This window comes from Metasolibacillus sp. FSL H7-0170, assembly GCF_038593115.1.
GTDB classification, from domain to species: Bacteria; Bacillota; Bacilli; order Bacillales_A; family Planococcaceae; genus Metasolibacillus; species Metasolibacillus fluoroglycofenilyticus.
In genome coordinates this window covers 815,059-834,527 of record NZ_CP151964.1, presented here as the reverse complement: position 1 = coordinate 834,527, position 19,469 = coordinate 815,059, and the positions used below count along the sequence as shown (strand labels likewise).

Here is a 19,469-nt window from a genome sequence, read left to right as displayed (position 1 = left end):
CAATTTGTTTCACCAAGGATGAGTGTATAATTATAGATAAAAAGCTAACTTTTAAGGAATTAGTTGAACTAATAAATAAAATATGTAATCCTAAGCTGTCTGATGAAGAAGTAAGCAAATATATAGAAATTTTAGAAGACAATGTTCCTCATCCAGCCCCTAGTGTCTTAATTTTTTGGAATGAAGAGGATTTATCACCAGAAGAAGTAGTGGAGATTGCCTTAGCGTATGGAGAAGAAAAATAATTGTATTTAGATACACGTATTAGGAGGACCTTGATTGGCTATATGCCTTTCAAGGTTTCTTTTCGTGGGGCTACCTAGTGCCGAATAAACCACTTTTTATTCAGATAGTAGTGAGATATCCCTTGTAACCCCTATATGATGTTAGATGAAATTATATAGTGCGTACAAATTACTTTAAAATATATGTCCTAATTACTTCTTATCACTATTAGTAAATATCCAAAATATCATCAGATACCACCATTTATATCTTAGAAGACTCTACTCTCGTTTTCTCCCGACTGTTTAAAAATTTTCGCAACTTTTACCGTACATAGAACGATTACTATTATGAAGGGGCTACTCCACCTCTCTGTGTATACGGAAGACACCAATTTACAGTTGGAAATATTGGGAAAATAACGAAATAAGATGGAAAATGATAGTGCAGAAGAACATAGTGGCTTCTACAGTCCGCCAGAGGAAGGTGACAGTGTTCAACTCATTGTTCCTTCCATTGAAGAAAGATCAGCTTTTGTGCGACAGAGCTTACGCCAAGATGGCGACAAGAATCCAAAAACGGCTGAGGCTGACACCGCTTACTGGGGCAATGCAAACGGCAAGGAAATTAAGCTTGAACCGCAAGCAGTGACCTTGACAGCGACGGAAGGTGCTGTCTATATCAGCGTACACCAAGACAGTGGAATCGAGGTACAGAGCCAGCATCCTTTAGCCGTGACAGCAGGCGGCAATCTCGTCCTCACAGGCAACACCATCTCGTGGACAGCGACCGAATCCATCCACTTCACCTGTCGCTCAAGCAGCCTCGTGCTCGATGGCATATCTGATATTCAAGGACAAGTCGTATACATGACAGGTAGCTCGAAAGCCCCTGTTCCATTAGGGGGTGCCTAATGGGGAAGTTCTGGAAATCGATAGGCAAAGCCATTGCCAGCATTCCTGTCGTAGGAAATGCCATCAAAAGTGCGAAAAAAACCGCACAAAAAGTGAAAACAGAAGTCAAAAAAGTTGCTGAAAAGGTAGAAGCGAAGCTAACCGAGTTAAAGGAGAGCGTGGAGGAGCTCCTCGAGGAATTAGAGGAATCCGTAGAAGAAGCACTCGGCAAAGTCACCACCTACGCCCGCAAGCTGCAAAACAACCTAGATGAGCTCGCACTAGTCCAGTGGGTGAAGAATGATGCGAAAAGCTTTGTGCTAGCTGCCTATAAAAAAACGAAAAAATGGGTAAAAGGTGGCTGGCGCGAGGGTCTCTCCATCGGCGTCGATTTCATCCCCGTTGTCGGCAATCTAAAAGCTGGCATTGAAGCGGTCATCGGCATCGATCCGATTACCGGACGCAAGCTCAGCACCGCCGAACGAGCCATCGCAGGCGCCGCCATCATCGGCGGTCCACTCGTCAAAGGGGCGAAGCATGTCGGCAAAGGCGCAATGAAAATCATCCCAAATAGCAATAAACTCGTCAACAGCCTCTCGAAACCACTTGCCAAGCTCAAAGAGGGCGGTCAAAAAGTAGCAGAGAAAGCCGCTGCGAAGGCAACGGAGCTGAAAGCCCAAGCCAATGCGATGATGGCCCAAGCGAAGCAAGGCATGCGAGAGAGTATGGATAACGCTGGTCGTGCGTTGCGAGGGAATGAGCCGCAGCTGGCGATGGCGGGTGCGAATGGCGCGAAGGTTGGAACTGTGAAGGGTAGTGATTCAATTGTTCGGATGAGTAAGGGGGAAAGTGTTGGTTCGGGGGGGACTTCTAAGGGTACGGATAAAGTTAATAGACAAAAGCAAGTTGAGGTTGCCAAAGATTTTGCAAGAGAGCAATTAGATGAACATGTTAAGTTTCTTAAGAACGGCGGAATCAAAAAACCTATAGATGAAAATGGATTTGGTGGAGGGAAATATAAACCGGATGTAATAAGTGCCGCTGTAGACATAACAAGGGTAGATGGTAAAAAAACTAAAATAACATTTGGTTATAATGGGGCTAGAGAAGGACAATTCAATCCAAGTGTAATGGAACTGCATCCAGACTTAAGTAGGATAGCACAAGGAACAAGGAAGAAAGCCAAAAATGACCCCAAAAATCCTTATAAGGATGATGAGAGTTTCGAAATTTGGCATGTTGAAAATTGTGCTGAGATTCAAGCAGTCAACCAACTATTATGGTCAGGTTCAAAAATAGATGATATATTAATAAGCACGATTAATGGTAATGGGAAATATAAAGCGCCATGTAAAAATTGTCAAGAGACATTTTTAGATTTCATTAATGATTTTCGTGAATAGAACTTTTGAATAAATAGGGAGGATACTTATGCAAAATTTATCAGATGAAACGAGAGATATATTGCTACAAGCGGGATGGAATCCAAATAATAAGGTTGAATTAACCGAAACGGTAAAATTTTTAGAGGCGATGGGATATCAAGTGTTTAACCCAGTGGTGGATGCATTAAGTCAATTTGGTGGGGTTGAATATAAATTTAAGCATCCGGATGGAAGTTTGGAAACCTTTCATTTTAGCCCAGAAGAAGTTGTTGGCGATTACTATGAAAAAGAAGACTTTGAGGAATTTGAGGTACGAGTAAAAGAGCCGCTCGTAGTAATTGGAGAAGCATATCGTGGGAATTTAGTAATGTTTATCTCAAAATCGGGTAAGGTCTTTGGGAAAAATGGTTATTCATTATTTAAGTTTGGAGATGACATATTTGAGGCACTAGATACTCTTTGCTTATTTAGAAAACCAGAAGAAATAAAATAATAAAATTCAGTCATTCTATGAATTGTTTTGGCAACAGGAAAGAGGCTAGTCAGTGTTGAATGAAATATATCATCTTTAATATTTTCCAGAATTAAGATGGGTGTACAGAATGTCTCGGAAATTTAGCGTAATAGCGTTACATGAAACAAGTTAATTATGTTGAATTGTTTTATGGAAGGATTTTTGCGTATCGATTATGATAATATAAATCTAGGTATATTATTTTAGGTAAATATTAATGATAATAAGAGCTATACTCTACGTACAAAGCTTACTTCCAAGTATGAAATTTTTAGGTTAAGTGCAGTATGATATAGAATTACTACGTGGCGATAAATACAAGGTATAATATGACAGAGTTATTTAAAACTTGTTTACGGTTAAAGATTCCTTGAATTCGAATTAATAACTCATGAAGGCTAGACCATCAAGGTGTGTTATTTTAACAATTAAGCAATAAGAGCGAGAATAGGCGAGATGGCAATTTATTTACAAGGACCACTTATGGATGGCATAAGCAACAAACACACGAGATTAAACAAGCTAAAGGGTTTAAACGTTACACTTGCCATGTAGTAAAGCAGATGTCATACTGTCAATACTAAACTAACTTATAAAACTTGCAAATATTATTAAATTTAGAGAATTTATAAACTTAAAGCACTTGATTGTCTATAACAGGCGACAAGTGCTTTTTTGCATGTTTAAATACCTATTTCGTAAATAATATTTCACTAATGTGAATTTTCAGCCTCTTCATGCTATTTATTTTCAATATAATGATATAATTGCAGAAAATAAGAGATGGAAGGGGGATTTCAATGAAGCTTACGAAAGAAGAAAAGTCTTGGATATTGTATGATTGTGGGAATTCGGCATATTCAATGGCTATTACTACTGCGTTGTTTCCGATTGTGTTTGGGATGTTTAATGGAGTTAACAATATGGATTTAGGTTATTTTAATTCACTTGCTAGTATATTTGTTGCTGTACTTAGTCCTATTTTAGGGGCATTTGCAGATTATAAAGATAAGAAGAAACGCTACTTTACATTTTTTGCCCTTGTCGGGATTTTATCAACTCTTTCTTTTACATTTATTTCGCCTGCAAGCGGACAATGGCAATTACTAATTGTGATGTATATACTTTCGTGTATTGGTTTTGCCGGAGCAAATATTTTCTATGATTCATTTTTAGTGGATGTGACAACGGACGAAAAAATGGATAAGGTTTCCTCGTCTGGATTTGCGTTTGGCTATATATCGAGTGTTATTCCTTTTGGTATTAGCTTAGTTGTTATTTTAATCATGGGAATGGATGCGGCAATTGGCTATCAAATTGGCTTTTTCATTACAGCACTATGGTGGGGATTATTAACAATTCCGATGATTAAGGATGTGAAACAACGCCATTATATTGAGCCAGAGCCAAATCCAATAGGTCAAAGCTTTAAGCGTTTAGGGCAAACATTTCTACAAATTAAAGATTATAAAATTGTCTTTATTTTTTTAATCGCCTACTTCTGTTACATAGATGGGGTCGACACAATCATAAAAATGGTCGTACCGTATGCAACAAGTATTTTAGGTGAGAACGCACTTGATACATTTATGCTATTAGCTATTTTGCTAGTCATTCAAATTGTCGCATTTCCATGTGCGCTTTTATATGGTTCACTTGCTAAAAAATATTCAACGCGCACGATGATTATAGCCGGTATTACGACATATATCATTTCATGTATTGCTGCGTTTTTCATTTCCGAAATGTGGCATATTTTCGTGCTTGGTATTTTAATTGGCTCTGCACAAGGAGGCATTCAAGCACTTAGCCGGTCTTACTATGGGAAAATCATACCAAAGGAACGGTCAAATGAGTTTTTTGGATTTTATAATATTTTCGGTAAATTCGCAGCTATTATTGGTCCGTTTTTAATGGCTCTTACTACGACGCTGACTGGTGAGGCGAGATATAGCATTTTATCGATTATTCCATTATTTATTATTGGTCTTATTGTCTTTTTAATGCTTCCAAAAGATGCACACTATCAAACAACAAAAGCAAGGTGATTTTATGCAAATACAAAACAAGTATGTCATAGTCGTTTCGTATGATGCTTTTTCAAAGGATAACTGGGAAAGTGCAAAATCGAAACCTAATTTAGCAAAGTTAATCGAGAACGGTGCTTCAACGGATTTAGTACAAAGCGTATACCCCACCCTTACATATGTTATTCATAGCTCTTATGTAACGGGTGTGTATCCAGATAAACATGGTGTTTTCCATAACAATCCGCTTCAACCGTTTGTACCAGAAAACGATCAAAATTGGCACTGGTTTAGAAGTGATATTCAAGTACCAACTATTTATGAGGTTGCTCATAAAAAAGGGTTGAAAACAGCAGGTTTATTATGGCCAGTTTCAGGAAAGGCGAAAATTGATTATAATATCCCGGAAATTAAAGCTGTAAAGAACGAAAATCAAGCATTAAAAATTTTAAAAAGCGGCAGTAAGCTATTTACATTGGCAATGGAATTAAAGTATGGCAAAGTGCGTCAAGGGATTGAACAGCCTTATTTAGATGACTTTACGACATTATGTGCTGTCGATACGATTAAAAACAAAAAACCAAATTTATTGCTTATGCACCTAATAGATTTAGATGATGCTAAACATCTACATGGTACAAAAAGCCCCGAAATTGAAAAGGTCATTGAGCGCATGGATCGTCGAATTGGTGATTTAGTGCAGGCAACGAAAGAGGCAGGCATTTATGAGGAGACGACTTTTATTATTGTTGGTGACCATAGCCAGCTAGATGTTCAATATAAAGTGTACCTAAATCGTTTATTCTATGATGAGGGCCTAATCTATGAGCACAATGGAAAGTTACAGTGGCGAGCATACATACAAAGTGCTGGTGGCTCCGCTTATTTATATATCCAGCCAGGTGATATGGAAGCAGGGAAATTGGCACTAGCCATTTTAGACAAGGCGTTGCAACAAGGTGATTATGGGATTGAAGCCATTTTAAGCACAACTGAACTGAAGGAGCTTCATGTAAGTAGCCAATTTGCTTATATGATTGAAGCGAAGGAAGGCTATGCTTTTGAAGATGACCATTTACAGGAGGCCATCGTTGATTTATATGCGTTGGGTAAAAAATATGCGACACATGGCTATTTACCGAATAAGCCAAATTATACAAGCAATTTAATTATTTCTGGTAATCATGTGATAGCTGGCTCGGATATTGGGGAGGTGAGTGTCGTAGATATTGGACCGACGATTGCCTATCTATTAAACTTAGATTTCCCTAATACAGATGGGAGAGCGTTAACGGAAATATTAAAGTAATCGCTAGATTTAATATAAGAAACAAAATGGGGCTGTCCAAAAAGCCGTGCATAGCCGGCATTTTGGACAGTAGCGATGATGTTCGCAAAATATTGATTCCTATAAGCAGAGAACGCCTCTTTTAAAAATGGGATGAACATTGAAATCCTTCCGTAAAAGGGAAGTGATGAAAATATTGATTTCAATGCAGCGTCAAAACAAAATGGACTTTTCGGACAACTCCACTCTTATAAATAACTTGCAATCTCTTGTTCCAATTTCAATGGCTTGTCTGTTGGGGCGAAGCGTTTAATAATTTGTCCGTTACGGTCAACTAGAAATTTTGTGAAATTCCATTTTACATTTTTTCCGAGCAAGCCTTTTGTTTCCTCCGTTAATCGTTTGAAGAGAGGATGTGCTGCCTCGCCATTGACTGTAATAATTTCGTGCATTGGAAATGTAACGCCGTATGTTAGGCGACAGGCTTCTGAGGCCTCCTTAGCACTATCTAACTCTTGCTTAAATTGATTGGAAGGGAAGCCTAATATAACAAGCCCTTGCTCAGCGTATTTGTCATATAGTGCTTGAAGCTCCTCGAATTGTCCTGTCAATCCGCATTTAGAGGCAGTGTTAACAATTAATAGTACCTTTCCTTCGTAGCGTGCTAATGGATAAACTTCTCCAGTGTCAGTCGTTACATCAATATCGTAAATTGTCATATGCAAACTTCCTCCATTCTTATTGCTGAGCTATTTTTCCAGTTAAAATGCGTGCCATTTGTTCTATTGTCATAGAGGAGTTTAGTTCGAATTGTCCTTTTTGGATAGAGCGTGAATACTCACGTTTGGATAAAAATAGCTCTAATTCACGTCCGTTCGTTAAAATACCTAAATCCTCGACTTGCTTGCCGATATCATAAATAGAGACACCTTCATAAATATAGACAGTTCCACTGACAATGGAATCAACCTTATCTTCTTCCTCGTTTGCCACATCGTTCTTTTTAGCAGTCGAATTGTTCACTTCTTTCTCTGCTTGCTCTTGTGCAGCTATTGTTTGCTGTAATTCAGTAATTTGCGCATTGGCATTTGCGAGCTGCTGCTCGAGCTTTTGAATATGTGCCGCTTGTTCTTTTTTGTCGTCATTTGTTGTTGTATTGCTAAGCATGGGAAGCTGTAGCTGTTTTCCTACAACTAGGAGAGCGCCAACTAAAAATAAGGCAATTCCAAATCCTCTTAAAAAGGTTTTCATAGCTTGCCCCCCGTTGCGAGAATTTGGTGTATTTGCTCCTCTGATAATGTTGAGAGTTTGCTAATTTCAGAAACAGCTAGCCCCTGCTTGTTGAGCTCAAGCACTTGGCTTACTAAAATGCTGTTGATAGGCTGTGCGGCATATGTTTGGCTAGGTGCTGTATAGTGCGCTTGCTTTTTTTTCGCTACTTGGAAATTTGGCTCAAGCATTAGTTCCTCTTCAACAATTTTTAAGCGACGCTTTAATTGATTTGTTTCTTGGAAAATGCTAATTGACAATTCTTCTACTTCTTTTTCTACTTTCTTTGCTGAATCTCGTAAAAATAGAGAAATGATAATAAAGAAAATCCCAATAATCATTAAAATAATTGACAATTCCATGTTGAACGCTCCAATCGAGGCTGCTCAAAAGGGTATTCCTTTTCTGACAGCCTGAACTATTATTATCAATATTTAATAAAACCAATGCTCCTGCGGTTACTCGTCTCAAAATGACTTTTCAGACAACCTCTTGCAATTGTCTTTCATTTTACCATAGAGCAACTTAATATGAAATGATACTAGCTTTTTTTTCGCTTTATGTTATAATGGGAAAGTCGTATAAATCATGCTCAATTTTTATTCTTAATTAGAGTGGGAGGGTTAATAATGCGCGTAAACATTACTTTAGCTTGCACAGATTGCGGCGAACGTAACTACATTTCTAAAAAGAACAAGCGTAACAATCCAGAGCGTCTTGAACTGAAAAAATATTGCTCTCGCGAGAAGAAATACACTCTTCACCGTGAAACGAAGTAATTGCTCAATTAGCCAAAGCCCCGAGTGGTTTTGGCTTTTTACTTTAAATATAGAAGATAATTTCCATAAGTGAGGAATGACAATGGATAAAAAACAAATACGTCAGGAAGTACGTAGCAAGCTAAATGCCATTTCAGATATAGATTACCGGGAGCGTTCTTTCGCAATCGGCAAGCAGTTAATGCAGCAGCCTTCTATTATAGAAGGAAAGACGATTGCTGTTACAATTTCAACGAAGCCTGAAGTCGATACAATTGCTATTATTGAGGCGTTATGGCAACAAGGCAAGACAGTTGCTGTGCCTAAATGTCATCCGAAAACGAGAGAGATGACATTTTACGCAATCGAGGGCTTTTTTCAATTAGAAACCGTTTATATGGATTTAAGAGAGCCGATTCCAACTATAACTGAGCTTATTGAACGAGATACAATTGATGCGATTATTGTGCCAGGAATCGTTTTTGATAAAAAGGGCTATCGCATAGGCTATGGAGGAGGCTATTACGACCGCTACTTGCCAGGCTATCAAGGGACTTTGCTTGCACTCGCTTTCAGCGAGCAATTAGCGGAGCACGTACCTACCGAGGCTCACGATGTTCCTGTCCATACAATCATTACAGAAACAGGCTATATTCATTGTACAGCAAATCGAGAGGAGCCAATGAGATGAAATCGATGATCGATATTTATGAGCTATTAAAGCAATATGGCACATATATTTATACGACAGATCGTCTTGGCGATTTAATGCTGATGGAAGATGAGATACGTGAGCTATATAAAGCAGGTATAATAGAGCCTCGTGACTTCCAAACGGCACTTTTATTAATGCGTCAAGAGGCATCTAGAATACAAATGGAACAAAAAGGGTGAAACCTTTTTGCTGAAAAGACGTACTAATATAGGACAATGGAAAATCGTGTATATGACTACAATATTCTGTCTATTGAATAATGCGCGATTTTGTATTGCGAAATTTTATAAAAAGCTTTAAGATAGATTTTGTTTCATTTTAGTAGAAAAAGGGAAATAGATATGAAAGTTTTTGCTCATTAGTGGTGTGGCTGATGAAATGAAGGTGAACAAAAAAATCTTAAAGTAAAGGTTTGGAAATAAAGAAAGGATGTTGAGGAATGAGTTCTATTAGTAAATGGCCTAAACATTCAATTTTAGCTTTTGCAATTATTGCTACATGGATTAAAACAGTGATTGTGTATCAAACAAGCTTTGATATGAAAATTGAAAATGCGATGCAATATTTTATTTTATGGATTAATCCAATTAGCTTTTTATTAATTGCCTACGGATTATCACTATTTTTTAAGAAATCGACTACTCGTAATCGTTATATTTTAATTATGAGTTTAATCTTGTCGATTGTGTTGTACGGAAACGTTGCATTTTACCGTTTCTACAATGACTTTATTACATTACCAGTATTGTTCCAGACGAGCAATTTTGGTGATTTAGGAACATCTGCATTAGCTATTATTAATGTTTGGGATATTTTCTACTTTATCGACGTTATTTTTATTGCTATTTTATTGAAATTTGCCCCGAAATTAAACGGGCAATTAACTATTCGTAAAGATGTGCGCCATGCTTACTTTGTGCTAGCGGCAGCAATGCTTTTATTAAATTTAGGACTTGCTGAAACAGAGCGCCCGCAGCTTTTAACACGCAGCTTTGACCGCGAATTATTAGTGAAAAATATCGGTACGTATAACTATCATTTATATGATATTTATATTCAATCAAAGTCTTCGGCACAGCGAGCGCTAGCTGATGGCAGTGAGCTTGTTGAAGTAAACAACTATGTACGTGCAAATCAGGCAGAACCAAACCCTGAGATGTTTGGTAAATATGCTGGGCGCAATTTAATTGTTGTGTCGCTTGAATCATTGCAAAACTTTGTTATTAATAATGATATGAATGGCCAAGAAGTCACACCATTTTTAAACTCGTTGACGCGAGATAAGGATACGTATTATTTTAATAATTTCTATCATCAAACAGGGTTAGGGAAAACATCTGACTCGGAGTTTATTTTAGAAAACTCCTTATTTGGTCTAGGACGAGGTGCAGTATTCTTTACACATGGTGGTAACACGTATAATTCAATGGCAGAACGCCTAGGAGATAACGGTTACTTTACAAATGTCATGCATCCAAATAATAAATCATTTTGGAATCGTGATATGATTTACCAGTCATTAAATATTCAAAAGTTTTATGATGTCAATTCGTATGAGGTTGGCGAAGGTGAGGCAGTAAACTGGGGGATGAAGGATGTTCCGTTCTTCCAACAATCAGTACAGCATATGACTGAAATGCCACAGCCGTTTTATTCACGTCTAATTACATTGACAAACCATTACCCATTCTATCTTGATCCAGAAGATATAATGATTGATGAGTATACGTCCAATTCGGGTACATTAAACCGCTATTTCCAGACGGTTCGTTATATGGATGAGGCATTAAAGGTATTTTTCGATGATTTAAAGGAAAAAGGCTTATATGATAATTCCATTATCGTCATGTATGGTGATCACTACGGTATTTCGGAAAACCATAATAAAGCGATGGCTATGTATTTAGAAAAGGAAGAGATTACGCCTTACGACAGCGCATTATTACAATCTGTTCCATTATTTATTCATATTCCAGGTGCAAATGATGGGCAGGTAATGGAAACGGCTGCGGGTCAAATTGATTTACGTCCTACGATTTTACACTTACTAGGTATTGATACGTCGAAGGATATGCAACTTGGTGCAGACCTATTCTCAGAGGACCATGAGGACTTTGTGATTTTCCGTGATGGTCGCTTTATTACAGACAAAGTAGTCTATGCAAGTGATGTATGCTATGACAAAGCTACTGGCGAGCAAATTGATATCACCGCTTGTGAGCCATTAATAGAGAGCGCGGCAACTGAATTAGGTTATTCTGATGCGATTATTAATGGAGATTTATTGCGTTTTTATGATGCACAGACAGGTAATTTGATACGAGACTCAGTGAAGTAAAGATAAGTGGGGCGTCCCAAAAGCAGTGTATTACCTGCTTTTAGGACGCCTTTATTGATGTTCATTAAAGGATTAGCTAGACAAAATAGAAAAGGATTTCTTTGGAGATAGAATAAACGCCAGGGTTAGCGACCTTCTTTTGAATCTAATTTCTTTCAGCAACGGCTTTAAGTTAGCTTGATAAATCGGAAAATAAATAAAAAGACGAGCTATACCGTTGTGAAACGGCAGCTCGTCCTCTTATTAGCTATTAGTGAAGTTTTGGTGGGTATCCAGCGTTAAGAACAGTCATGACAACAAACCATCCGAAGATTGCTGCTGCACCTAGGTTGAAAACAATACCTAGAAGATTTTTTTCTTTAATTGCTTGGAATGTACCAACTACGGCAAAAATAGCTACTAAACCGAAAATAACCATTAATAAGTTCATTAAAAAGACACTCCTTTCGACATCAGAAAATGAATGTCGCAAACAATATTCCTCTTCTATTGTAAATCTTATTATAGCTTTTGTCGAGCGGAAAAAGTGACGTTTGTTTGAACTTCGTATACAATTTAGAATGAATCGAATGGAGGTTTTGTATTATGAAGTTAAGTACTCGTACATATCCGCTTGGTCCTATTCAAACAAATTGTTATATTGTGAGCAATAGCGAGAAGCAATGCCTAATTTTTGACCCAGGTGAAGAGGGGGAGCGCTTAATTGGTGAAATTAAAGCAAACCAATTAAAACCAGTAGCCATTTTTTTAACACATACACATTTTGACCATATTGGCGCAGTTAATGAGGTGCGTGATGCATTTAATATACCTGTTTACGTCCATGAAAAAGAGGTAGATTGGCTAGCTGATCCGATGAAAAATGGCTCAGGTAAATATGCTGAATTACCGAACTATGTTGTAAATGCACCGAAAGAGGAACATATTATTCGACAAGAGCAAGTGTTTAATATTGCAGACTTTACATTCAAGGCAGTATTTACACCAGGGCATTCCCCAGGCAGTATCTCCTATATATTTGAAGAGGATGGCTTTGCGATTGTAGGAGACACATTATTTGAGGGCAGCATTGGACGTACGGATTTAATTGCTGGTTCAATGCCAGTGCTGTTAAAGTCTATTCATGATAAGCTACTCACATTGGCGGAGGACACGATTATTTATCCGGGTCATGGAAATTATACGACACCTGCTGCCGAAATGGAAATGAACCCATTTTTGAATGGCTTTTAAATAATAAAAAAGCGTGGACGAAGTAATTTTACTTTGCCCACGCTTAAATGTTGTGATTAATGTCCTCCACCAGGTACGTGCATAAATGTTGTGTAATATGTGAAACCTGCGAAGAAAATAGTTAAATAAGCACCGAAAATGTACATATACATGCGCTCTGAAAGGTTTAAAAAGCCTAATAATAAGAATAAACCAGTATTACCTACGAATAATAGCGAAACCTCGTACATTCCACCTAAGTAGAACATAATAGCGAAAACACCCGTCCAGAATGCCATAACTTTATACATATTGCTCATGTGTAATTCCCCTCCTTCTATATACAAATACAATCTTCTCCAATCCATTATAAATGATTTCACTGAAGAAAGTAAACTGGAACTTCCACTTTCTTTGTGACAAAGCAGTGTACATTTTTTCTAAAATGCAAAAGTAATTGTAATAGTTAATTTTTTTAAAAAAAGATTAATGGAAACGTTGTTTTTTTCTAAATAAATGAAGGACAACGTTAGTTTGCCAATGTTTTTCCTCGATTCAAACATATAGTGAAAAAGTCGATTACACCTCGGCTAACTCTAGTTCAGTTTTTTTGAGCTGTTTGGTGTAGGTTAACCTAAAATCGTCATGACATGCGTCGACGGTTATTTGACCCGTATCACACAGGCTTTTCTTCAAAACTGTGACATCCGCGGGAGTATGATGTTGGCGTGGTCTTTGGATTACCAGCGTGCGTCCTGCCACCCATACATTTATCTTTCCATCAATAGAGGTGGGAGACTTCTGTACTTGTCACTTCGCTTTCGATACAAAAATTTGCTCCTACAATAAACTATCACCATCCTCGTCGCAAAAAACATAAAGAAGTTAAACCTTTAATAAAAAATAGCGAAATTTGAAATATTGCTATAAAAAAATAGGTCAAAAATTTATTTTGCTCAAACCGCTTTTCGAATGTATTTTCTCCTACTATAATTGCGCTAAGATAGCTAGTTAGTGAAAAATCGAAAGAGAGGTGTGTTGTATAGAAACAGAATCGATTGTTGTGAGAAAAAGTGAGCAATTGATAGAAGAAGCATTGGCATTTAGCGCATCCGATATTCATTTATCCCCAACAAATGACCGCTACAGCGTAGTATTTCGCAAATATGGCAAAATGCATGTAAAAGGTGAGTTACCTCAAGAAATAGCTACAAGAATTATTACGTACTATAAATTTTTATCTGCACTTGATATAAGTGAAAAGCGCAAACCTCAAAGTGGCGCATTTCAAAAAGAATTTGAACAAACCGTTTTTGCGTTTCGAATATCGACATTGCCTTCCGTGCTAGGGAAGGAGAGCTTAGTTATTCGTATTTTAAAACAGAATATGACATTACCACTTGCAGAGCTAAGCTATGACATAAAGATGGCTAGAAAAATTGAACAGCTTGTGCAAAATAGACAAGGGCTCCTGCTTTTTTGTGGTGCGACAGGAACAGGTAAATCGACATCTCTCTACTCTTTAATTCATTATTGCTGTACTGAGTTAAAACGTCATGTCATTTCATTGGAGGACCCAGTCGAGAAAAATCATGAACAAATTATCCAAATACAGGTGAATGAACGTGCAGGGGTAACCTATGCGGAAGGGTTGCGAGCAATTTTGCGGCACTCTCCTGATGTCATTATGATAGGTGAAATTCGCGATGCTGAAACAGCGGAAATTGCTATTCAAGCCGCACTTAGTGGTCATTTAGTATTATCAACTGTTCATGCTAAAAATACAGTTAACTGCCTATATCGGTTAATGGATTTAGGTGTATCGCTAGATGAATTGCGACAAGCTACGATTGGCATTATCGCCCAAACGCTCGTTGAAACAAAAGTAGAGGATGGCCGCAAAGCAATTTTCGAGCTTTTAAGCGATGTTCATTTATACGAGGCATTTGTTGCTATTGCACATGGGGAGGCTTATTCACTCCACTATCATCACACGCTCGAACATCAAAGATACCAAGTGGAAGGGTCGCCCTATGCACGTTTCACGCATTAATCATCGCTTCATGCAATGTGCTATTCGTCCGAAATTTCAAGTGAAGCGGTTGCCTGAGCTAATCGAACGAATGAGTCAGCTACTTCAAGAAGGCTATACTTTTGCGGATTGTATTACAATGTTACTTCCTTATCATGTAAAGGATTGTGCGTACTGGCAAGAGCTAGTAGATGACTGTTTTCAAAAGGGGCAAAGTGTCACATTTATTTTACGTCAATTAGGTGTAAAGTCACGGTTTTTAATAGCGATTCAGTTGGCAGAAGCGACAGGTCAGCTTGCAAATACCCTTCAAATTATTGCGCAACAAATGCGATTTCAAGAAAAAATGAAGCTACGTTTTACGAAAATATTATTATACCCCGCACTGCTCTTTACTTTTATCATTTCATTATTCATAGCATTTCGGCTCTATTTTTTGCCCACAATTGAACAAATGCTATACTCAAGAACAATAAAAACTGAAAATACCACAATACAATGGACAAGATTTTTTCTTCATGTCCCAGATTACATTATAATTAGCGCATTTTGCCTCATTGTAATAACGGTCATTGCCTCGATTTATATCCGTCACAAGAGAGTAGATTTACAATTGTATATATTAGTAAAAATACCAATATTAAGCTATTTTTGGACCTTACTGATGACGAGGCGGTTTGCACGCTCATTAGGTGATTTATTAGTAAGTGGCATGTCATTACAGCAATCACTCCATTATTTGGAGCAACAAGACCTGCAACCACAGCTCAGCTATATTGCCAAATGTATTGGCGCACGAATCATTTATGGCGATAGTTTAGCACAAACTGTTTTATTAATTGGTTTTTTCTTACCTCGATTCGAGCAATTTATCGAGCATGGCGAAAAAAGTGGGCTGCTCGGTCGAGAGTTGTTAATTTACGCTGAATTGCTTGATCAAAAGCTAGAAAATATTATACACAATACAATGCAGCTTATTCAGCCAATATTATTTTTAATCATTGCTGCATGCATTATCGCCGCCTATTTAAGCATTTTATTGCCGATGTATAAAATGCTCGAAGTTATTTGATTACACTAGGAGGGATGAAAAATTGAAAAATGAAAAGGGCTTTACTTTAGTGGAAATGTTAGTTGTGCTGCTAATTGTTTCGATTCTTATTTTGGTAACTATACCAAATGTAACGAAGCATTTTGCGACCATTGATAGCAAGGGTTGTTCAGCTTATATGACGATGCTACAAGGGCAAGTTGAGGCGTATAAGATTGATCATATGACAACACCAACTGTTACTGATTTGTTCAACGAGGAATACATCGAAAGTGAGGAGGCGAAATGTCCGAATGGCGAGCTTGTCACAATTAATGGGGAAGGGAAAGTAATACTTGTAGGAAATAGTGAGGAAGGATGAGACGAAATGAGGATGGTTTTACTTTTATAGAAATGTTACTCGTCTTAGCAATTATATCCTTGCTTAGCTTTTTAACGCTTACTTTTTCTCTTCGACAAATGAAGCTTGATATTTATGAAAAAACGGTACAGCAGTTTGAGCTTGATTTGCTGGAAATGCAAGCGTTGTCAATCAAAAATGGTTTGGCTACGAGGTGCTGGGTTAGGGAAGGAGAAGAATTACAATGCTTTCAACATTATGGTGAATTGCTTATTTCCCGCCACTTTCCAGAGGGGATTACTGCAAATATTTACACGACTAATACGCGAATTGAGTTTACTGGTTATGGAACAATTGTTAATTTTGGAAGAATAGAGTTTTTAATGGGAGAGAGGCGAATGATATTTTCAATTAATTTAGGAAAGGGGAGAATGCGTCTTCTTTCGCAATAATCAAGGATTTTCAGTTGTTGATAGTTTGTTTGGTTTAGTTATTATTTTTTGTTTAGCTAGCACGTTGTTGCCTATGTTAACTCATTTACAGGGGAATTTAACTAATAAAAAAACAGAGCTCCATGCGAGTGAGGTTGCATTAAATGGCGCTCGTATTGTACAGCTATACGGTATTACAAGTGGCGAAATGACCATTCAAAAAATACTTTATGCTTGGCATTATAGCGCTGGGGAAATATGTGTTGATTTTGATAATGTAAAGGGGCGTCGACAAAAATGTGTCGGCTTGTAAAGCATATATCCACTCAGAAGGGCTTTACTTTTATGGAGGCTATATTTCAGCTTGGTGCTTTGCTTCTATTCGCCAAGCTTTTATTGTTCATTATCATATATATGTCGCCTCTTTATAAACATAATGCTACACAGGAAGCTAGATGGGAAATGTTTATTGCAGATTTACGAAATTACATTGTGGCAGCCGATGAGGTTCACATACGCAATGGAGGGGCAGAAATACAAGTTGTCCAGGGAAGTTTAAACCATTATATTAGCAAATCAAGTGAGACAATTCGTGTGCGCTTAAATTCAGGGAATGAAATTTTATTTGTAGGTGTTAGCTCTGTGCATTTTCAAAAAATAAATAGCTATCTTGTGCTAAATGCACAATTGATGGATGGCTCAAAAGAGGAGCGAATATTTATTGTTCCACCTGAAAAATGAACGAGGGGCATTGTTTCCGATAGCGATTATACTGCTATTTCTTATCGCAGGATTATGTATAACATATGCAGCAAATTATCAATCTAAGCTAAAAATTTATAATTCGTTGGAATTCGTCAATGTTCGTGCTACGATAAACATACTAACGAAAATTGGTGAATAGATTGAACTTGATTTTGATGTGATAAGAAGGTGAAGCAATGCGCAAAATTTATTTAGTGGGCTTTATGGGCTGTGGTAAAAGCGCAATAGGTCGAAGGTTAAGCTTTTATTTGAAAATGCCTTACTATGATATGGACAAAGAAATTGTCAGACAGCAGGGGATGACGATACCAGAAATCTTCGAGAAGTATGGGGAGGCACACTTTCGGCGGTTGGAAACTGAATTTTTAGAGAACTTCCGCGATGAAGCGTGCATTATTGCAACAGGTGGGGGCGTAGCTGTAAATGCGGAAAATCGTAAAATTATGCGTCGTACAGGCCTTGTATTCTTCCTTGATGCAACCTTTGAAGATATATATATGCGCATAAAAAATGATAAAAATCGTCCGATTGTACAAAGTTCTACAAAGGAACAGCTGCATCAGCTATATTTAGAGCGTCGGAAATTTTACAGAGAAGTAGGGCATATACAAGTATTAACTGCTGGGAGAACACTTCGTCTCATTGTGGAATATATAGGATTTCAAGTAAATCGCTTAAAAGGCGAACGAAATAATTTATATGTTCAATAATGTTCGTGTCTGGTTATAAAATTAAAAAATGATTGCGTTTTTATCACATCTAATGTTAGGATATGGCTTAGATAGTGTCTATTCTTTCAAAAAGATATGACGAAGTAGTTTGTAGTTGACAATCTATTTTAAAACATCATTACTGCGGATGATTGTACGGGGAGAGAACGTGATGTGGCGTCGCCGAAGGAGCAAGTAGCAAAGCTATGAATCTCTCAGGCAAAAAGACTCGTACAGGACGCAACTCTGGAGAGTGCTTCTTATTTACCTAAGTAGCCACCAAAGGGGAAAGCCTATTATGTGAAATGATTCAATAATAGGTGTAACTTTCAGGTGCAAGGACAGAGAATTCCAAATACAAGGGATTCGTCTGTCTTTTTTGATGTAATTAATGTGAGGAGGAACGTGGAATGACAGAATTAAAACGCACACCGCTATTTGATGCATATGCACAATATGGTGGGAAAACAATCGACTTTGGTGGATGGGAATTACCAGTGCAATTTTCATCGATTAAAGACGAGCACGATGCGGTACGAAATCGCGCAGGTTTATTCGATGTATCGCATATGGGAGAGATTTTTGTAGAAGGTAACGATGCGCTTGCATTTTTGCAAAAAATCTTATCGAATGATATTTCCAAAATAGCAATTGGCGGTGCACAGTACAGTGCAATGTGCTATGAATCTGGCGGTGTTGTTGATGATTTATTAACGTATCGTTTATCTGAAAATAACTACTTACTATGCGTGAACGCTGCAAATATCGAAAAGGATTTCGAGTGGATGCTACAGCATGTAGAAGGTGATGTAACGATTGTAAATCGTTCAAGCGAGTTCGCACAAATTGCATTACAAGGACCTTTAGCAGAAGAAGTACTACAAACTTTAACAGCAACAGACCTAAAAGAAATTAAATATTTCAAATTCCAAGAAAATGTAGAAATTGCGGGACATAAAGTGCTTGTATCACGCAGTGGTTATACTGGTGAAGATGGTTTTGAGCTTTACGGCACACCTGAGGCAATTATTGCGCAATGGCATAAAATTCTAGAAGCTGGAAAAGAACAGGGCGTCGTGCCAGCGGGTCTTGGTGCACGTGATACACTTCGTTTTGAAGCTGGCTTGCCGCTTTATGGTCAAGAGCTATCAAAAGATATTTCTCCATTAGAGGCAGGGATTGGCTTTGCAATAAAGCTTCAGAAAGAACCGAAATTTATCGGTCAAGAAGCGTTAATCGCACAAAAAGAAGCGGGGCTGACACGTAAATCTGTAGGTCTAGAAATGGTTGGCAAAGGTATTCCTCGACACGGTTATAAAGTGTTTAAAGATGGTGTAGAAATTGGTGAAGTAACAACAGGCACGCAATCGCCATTAACAAAACGTAATATTGGTGTCGCTTTATTAAATACAGCTTTTACTGAAGTAGGAACAGAAATTGAAATCGAAGTTCGCGGTAAGTTAGTGCCAGCAGTAATAGTGGCAACACCTTTTTATAAGCGATCAAAATAATAGTT

24 protein-coding genes and 1 riboswitch are annotated in these 19,469 nt (G+C 37.7%); of the genes, 19 read left to right on the top strand and 5 right to left on the bottom strand.

Going from position 1 to position 19,469, the window contains the following annotated elements; translation table 11 throughout:
- The first annotated feature begins 32 nt into the window (after positions 1 to 32).
- The 6 genes from MHH70_RS03920 (at position 33) to MHH70_RS03895 (ending at position 6,353) form a co-directional block, all read left to right on the top strand.
- Positions 33 to 245 carry a bacteriocin immunity protein gene (locus MHH70_RS03920; RefSeq protein ID WP_342473158.1) on the top strand — a complete coding sequence of 71 codons (213 nt, stop codon included), beginning with the start codon at positions 33 to 35 and terminating at the stop codon, positions 243 to 245.
- A gap of 411 nt (positions 246 to 656) precedes the next feature.
- The gene (locus MHH70_RS03915; protein WP_342472605.1) at positions 657 to 1,139 is read left to right on the top strand and encodes a hypothetical protein; all 483 of its coding nucleotides are present in this window, start codon (positions 657 to 659) and stop codon (positions 1,137 to 1,139) included.
- Entirely contained in the window at positions 1,139 to 2,521 is a 1,383-nt protein-coding gene (locus MHH70_RS03910) for a pre-toxin TG domain-containing protein (protein WP_342472604.1), read from the top strand. The genes MHH70_RS03915 and MHH70_RS03910 overlap by 1 nt, the downstream gene beginning before the upstream one ends.
- A 28-nt stretch (positions 2,522 to 2,549) precedes the next feature.
- Positions 2,550 to 2,996: an SUKH-3 domain-containing protein gene (locus tag MHH70_RS03905; protein ID WP_090919084.1), complete on the top strand. Its 447-nt coding sequence runs from the start codon at positions 2,550 to 2,552 to the stop codon at positions 2,994 to 2,996.
- 821 nt (positions 2,997 to 3,817) lie between these two features.
- Complete coding sequence (locus MHH70_RS03900) at positions 3,818 to 5,065, top strand: MFS transporter (RefSeq protein WP_066163736.1); 1,248 nt, start codon at positions 3,818 to 3,820, stop codon at positions 5,063 to 5,065.
- A gap of 4 nt (positions 5,066 to 5,069) precedes the next feature.
- Positions 5,070 to 6,353 (top strand): alkaline phosphatase family protein, encoded by a 1,284-nt coding sequence (locus tag MHH70_RS03895; RefSeq protein ID WP_342472603.1) that lies wholly within the window; start codon positions 5,070 to 5,072, stop codon positions 6,351 to 6,353.
- Positions 6,354 to 6,580: 227 nt separating this feature from the next.
- Here the strand turns inward: MHH70_RS03895 and MHH70_RS03890 are convergent, their stop codons facing one another.
- The 3 genes from MHH70_RS03890 to MHH70_RS03880 are packed head-to-tail and all read right to left on the bottom strand — an operon-like array spanning position 6,581 to position 7,963.
- Positions 6,581 to 7,051 (bottom strand): glutathione peroxidase, encoded by a 471-nt coding sequence (locus MHH70_RS03890; RefSeq protein WP_107942551.1) that lies wholly within the window; start codon positions 7,049 to 7,051, stop codon positions 6,581 to 6,583.
- 19 nt (positions 7,052 to 7,070) lie between these two features.
- The gene (locus tag MHH70_RS03885; protein WP_342472602.1) at positions 7,071 to 7,583 is read right to left on the bottom strand and encodes a hypothetical protein; all 513 of its coding nucleotides are present in this window, start codon (positions 7,581 to 7,583) and stop codon (positions 7,071 to 7,073) included.
- Positions 7,580 to 7,963 carry a hypothetical protein gene (locus tag MHH70_RS03880; protein WP_066163728.1) on the bottom strand — a complete coding sequence of 128 codons (384 nt, stop codon included), beginning with the start codon at positions 7,961 to 7,963 and terminating at the stop codon, positions 7,580 to 7,582. The genes MHH70_RS03885 and MHH70_RS03880 overlap by 4 nt, the downstream gene beginning before the upstream one ends.
- 267 nt (positions 7,964 to 8,230) lie before the next feature.
- Between MHH70_RS03880 and rpmG the strand changes: the two genes are divergently transcribed.
- From rpmG to MHH70_RS03860, 4 genes are all read left to right on the top strand, one after another.
- The gene (rpmG, locus tag MHH70_RS03875; protein WP_008408521.1) at positions 8,231 to 8,380 is read left to right on the top strand and encodes a 50S ribosomal protein L33; all 150 of its coding nucleotides are present in this window, start codon (positions 8,231 to 8,233) and stop codon (positions 8,378 to 8,380) included.
- Between the two features lie 82 nt (positions 8,381 to 8,462).
- Positions 8,463 to 9,050 carry a 5-formyltetrahydrofolate cyclo-ligase gene (locus MHH70_RS03870; protein ID WP_342472601.1) on the top strand — a complete coding sequence of 196 codons (588 nt, stop codon included), beginning with the start codon at positions 8,463 to 8,465 and terminating at the stop codon, positions 9,048 to 9,050.
- Positions 9,047 to 9,253 (top strand): YqgQ family protein, encoded by a 207-nt coding sequence (locus tag MHH70_RS03865; protein WP_066163724.1) that lies wholly within the window; start codon positions 9,047 to 9,049, stop codon positions 9,251 to 9,253. Before MHH70_RS03870 ends, MHH70_RS03865 begins: the two co-directional genes overlap by 4 nt.
- A gap of 260 nt (positions 9,254 to 9,513) precedes the next feature.
- Positions 9,514 to 11,412 carry an LTA synthase family protein gene (locus MHH70_RS03860; protein ID WP_066163722.1) on the top strand — a complete coding sequence of 633 codons (1,899 nt, stop codon included), beginning with the start codon at positions 9,514 to 9,516 and terminating at the stop codon, positions 11,410 to 11,412.
- A gap of 250 nt (positions 11,413 to 11,662) precedes the next feature.
- Here MHH70_RS03860 and MHH70_RS03855 read toward each other — a convergent pair whose 3' ends face one another.
- On the bottom strand, positions 11,663 to 11,842 hold the full coding sequence (locus MHH70_RS03855) for a DUF2759 domain-containing protein (RefSeq protein ID WP_066163721.1): 180 nt from the start codon (positions 11,840 to 11,842) through the stop codon (positions 11,663 to 11,665).
- Positions 11,843 to 11,997: 155 nt separating this feature from the next.
- Here MHH70_RS03855 and MHH70_RS03850 point away from each other — a divergent pair, with 155 nt between their 5' ends.
- On the top strand, positions 11,998 to 12,645 hold the full coding sequence (locus MHH70_RS03850) for an MBL fold metallo-hydrolase (RefSeq protein WP_342472600.1): 648 nt from the start codon (positions 11,998 to 12,000) through the stop codon (positions 12,643 to 12,645).
- A gap of 56 nt (positions 12,646 to 12,701) precedes the next feature.
- Here MHH70_RS03850 and MHH70_RS03845 read toward each other — a convergent pair whose 3' ends face one another.
- On the bottom strand, positions 12,702 to 12,944 hold the full coding sequence (locus MHH70_RS03845; protein ID WP_066163718.1) for a DUF2626 family protein: 243 nt from the start codon (positions 12,942 to 12,944) through the stop codon (positions 12,702 to 12,704).
- A 713-nt stretch (positions 12,945 to 13,657) separates the two neighbouring features.
- Between MHH70_RS03845 and comGA the strand changes: the two genes are divergently transcribed.
- From comGA to gcvT, 8 genes are all read left to right on the top strand, one after another.
- Positions 13,658 to 14,677 carry a competence type IV pilus ATPase ComGA gene (comGA, locus tag MHH70_RS03840; RefSeq protein ID WP_342472599.1) on the top strand — a complete coding sequence of 340 codons (1,020 nt, stop codon included), beginning with the start codon at positions 13,658 to 13,660 and terminating at the stop codon, positions 14,675 to 14,677.
- Positions 14,658 to 15,728, top strand: coding sequence for a competence type IV pilus assembly protein ComGB (gene comGB, locus MHH70_RS03835; RefSeq protein WP_342472598.1), 1,071 nt, complete (start codon positions 14,658 to 14,660; stop codon positions 15,726 to 15,728). Before comGA ends, comGB begins: the two co-directional genes overlap by 20 nt.
- A gap of 22 nt (positions 15,729 to 15,750) precedes the next feature.
- Entirely contained in the window at positions 15,751 to 16,068 is a 318-nt protein-coding gene (gene comGC / locus MHH70_RS03830; RefSeq protein WP_342472597.1) for a competence type IV pilus major pilin ComGC, read from the top strand.
- Positions 16,065 to 16,499, top strand: a complete 435-nt coding sequence (locus tag MHH70_RS03825) for a prepilin-type N-terminal cleavage/methylation domain-containing protein (protein ID WP_342472596.1) — start codon at positions 16,065 to 16,067, stop codon at positions 16,497 to 16,499. The genes comGC and MHH70_RS03825 overlap by 4 nt, the downstream gene beginning before the upstream one ends.
- A gap of 73 nt (positions 16,500 to 16,572) precedes the next feature.
- Positions 16,573 to 16,791, top strand: coding sequence for a hypothetical protein (locus MHH70_RS03820; RefSeq protein ID WP_342472595.1), 219 nt, complete (start codon positions 16,573 to 16,575; stop codon positions 16,789 to 16,791).
- 32 nt (positions 16,792 to 16,823) lie between these two features.
- On the top strand, positions 16,824 to 17,219 hold the full coding sequence (locus MHH70_RS03815) for a hypothetical protein (RefSeq protein WP_342472594.1): 396 nt from the start codon (positions 16,824 to 16,826) through the stop codon (positions 17,217 to 17,219).
- A gap of 200 nt (positions 17,220 to 17,419) precedes the next feature.
- Positions 17,420 to 17,953: a shikimate kinase gene (locus MHH70_RS03810; RefSeq protein WP_066163704.1), complete on the top strand. Its 534-nt coding sequence runs from the start codon at positions 17,420 to 17,422 to the stop codon at positions 17,951 to 17,953.
- Between the two features lie 148 nt (positions 17,954 to 18,101).
- A riboswitch (glycine riboswitch) is annotated at positions 18,102 to 18,194 on the top strand.
- 169 nt (positions 18,195 to 18,363) lie between these two features.
- Positions 18,364 to 19,464 (top strand): glycine cleavage system aminomethyltransferase GcvT, encoded by a 1,101-nt coding sequence (gene gcvT / locus MHH70_RS03805; RefSeq protein WP_342472593.1) that lies wholly within the window; start codon positions 18,364 to 18,366, stop codon positions 19,462 to 19,464.
- The last annotated feature ends 5 nt before the right edge of the window (positions 19,465 to 19,469 follow it).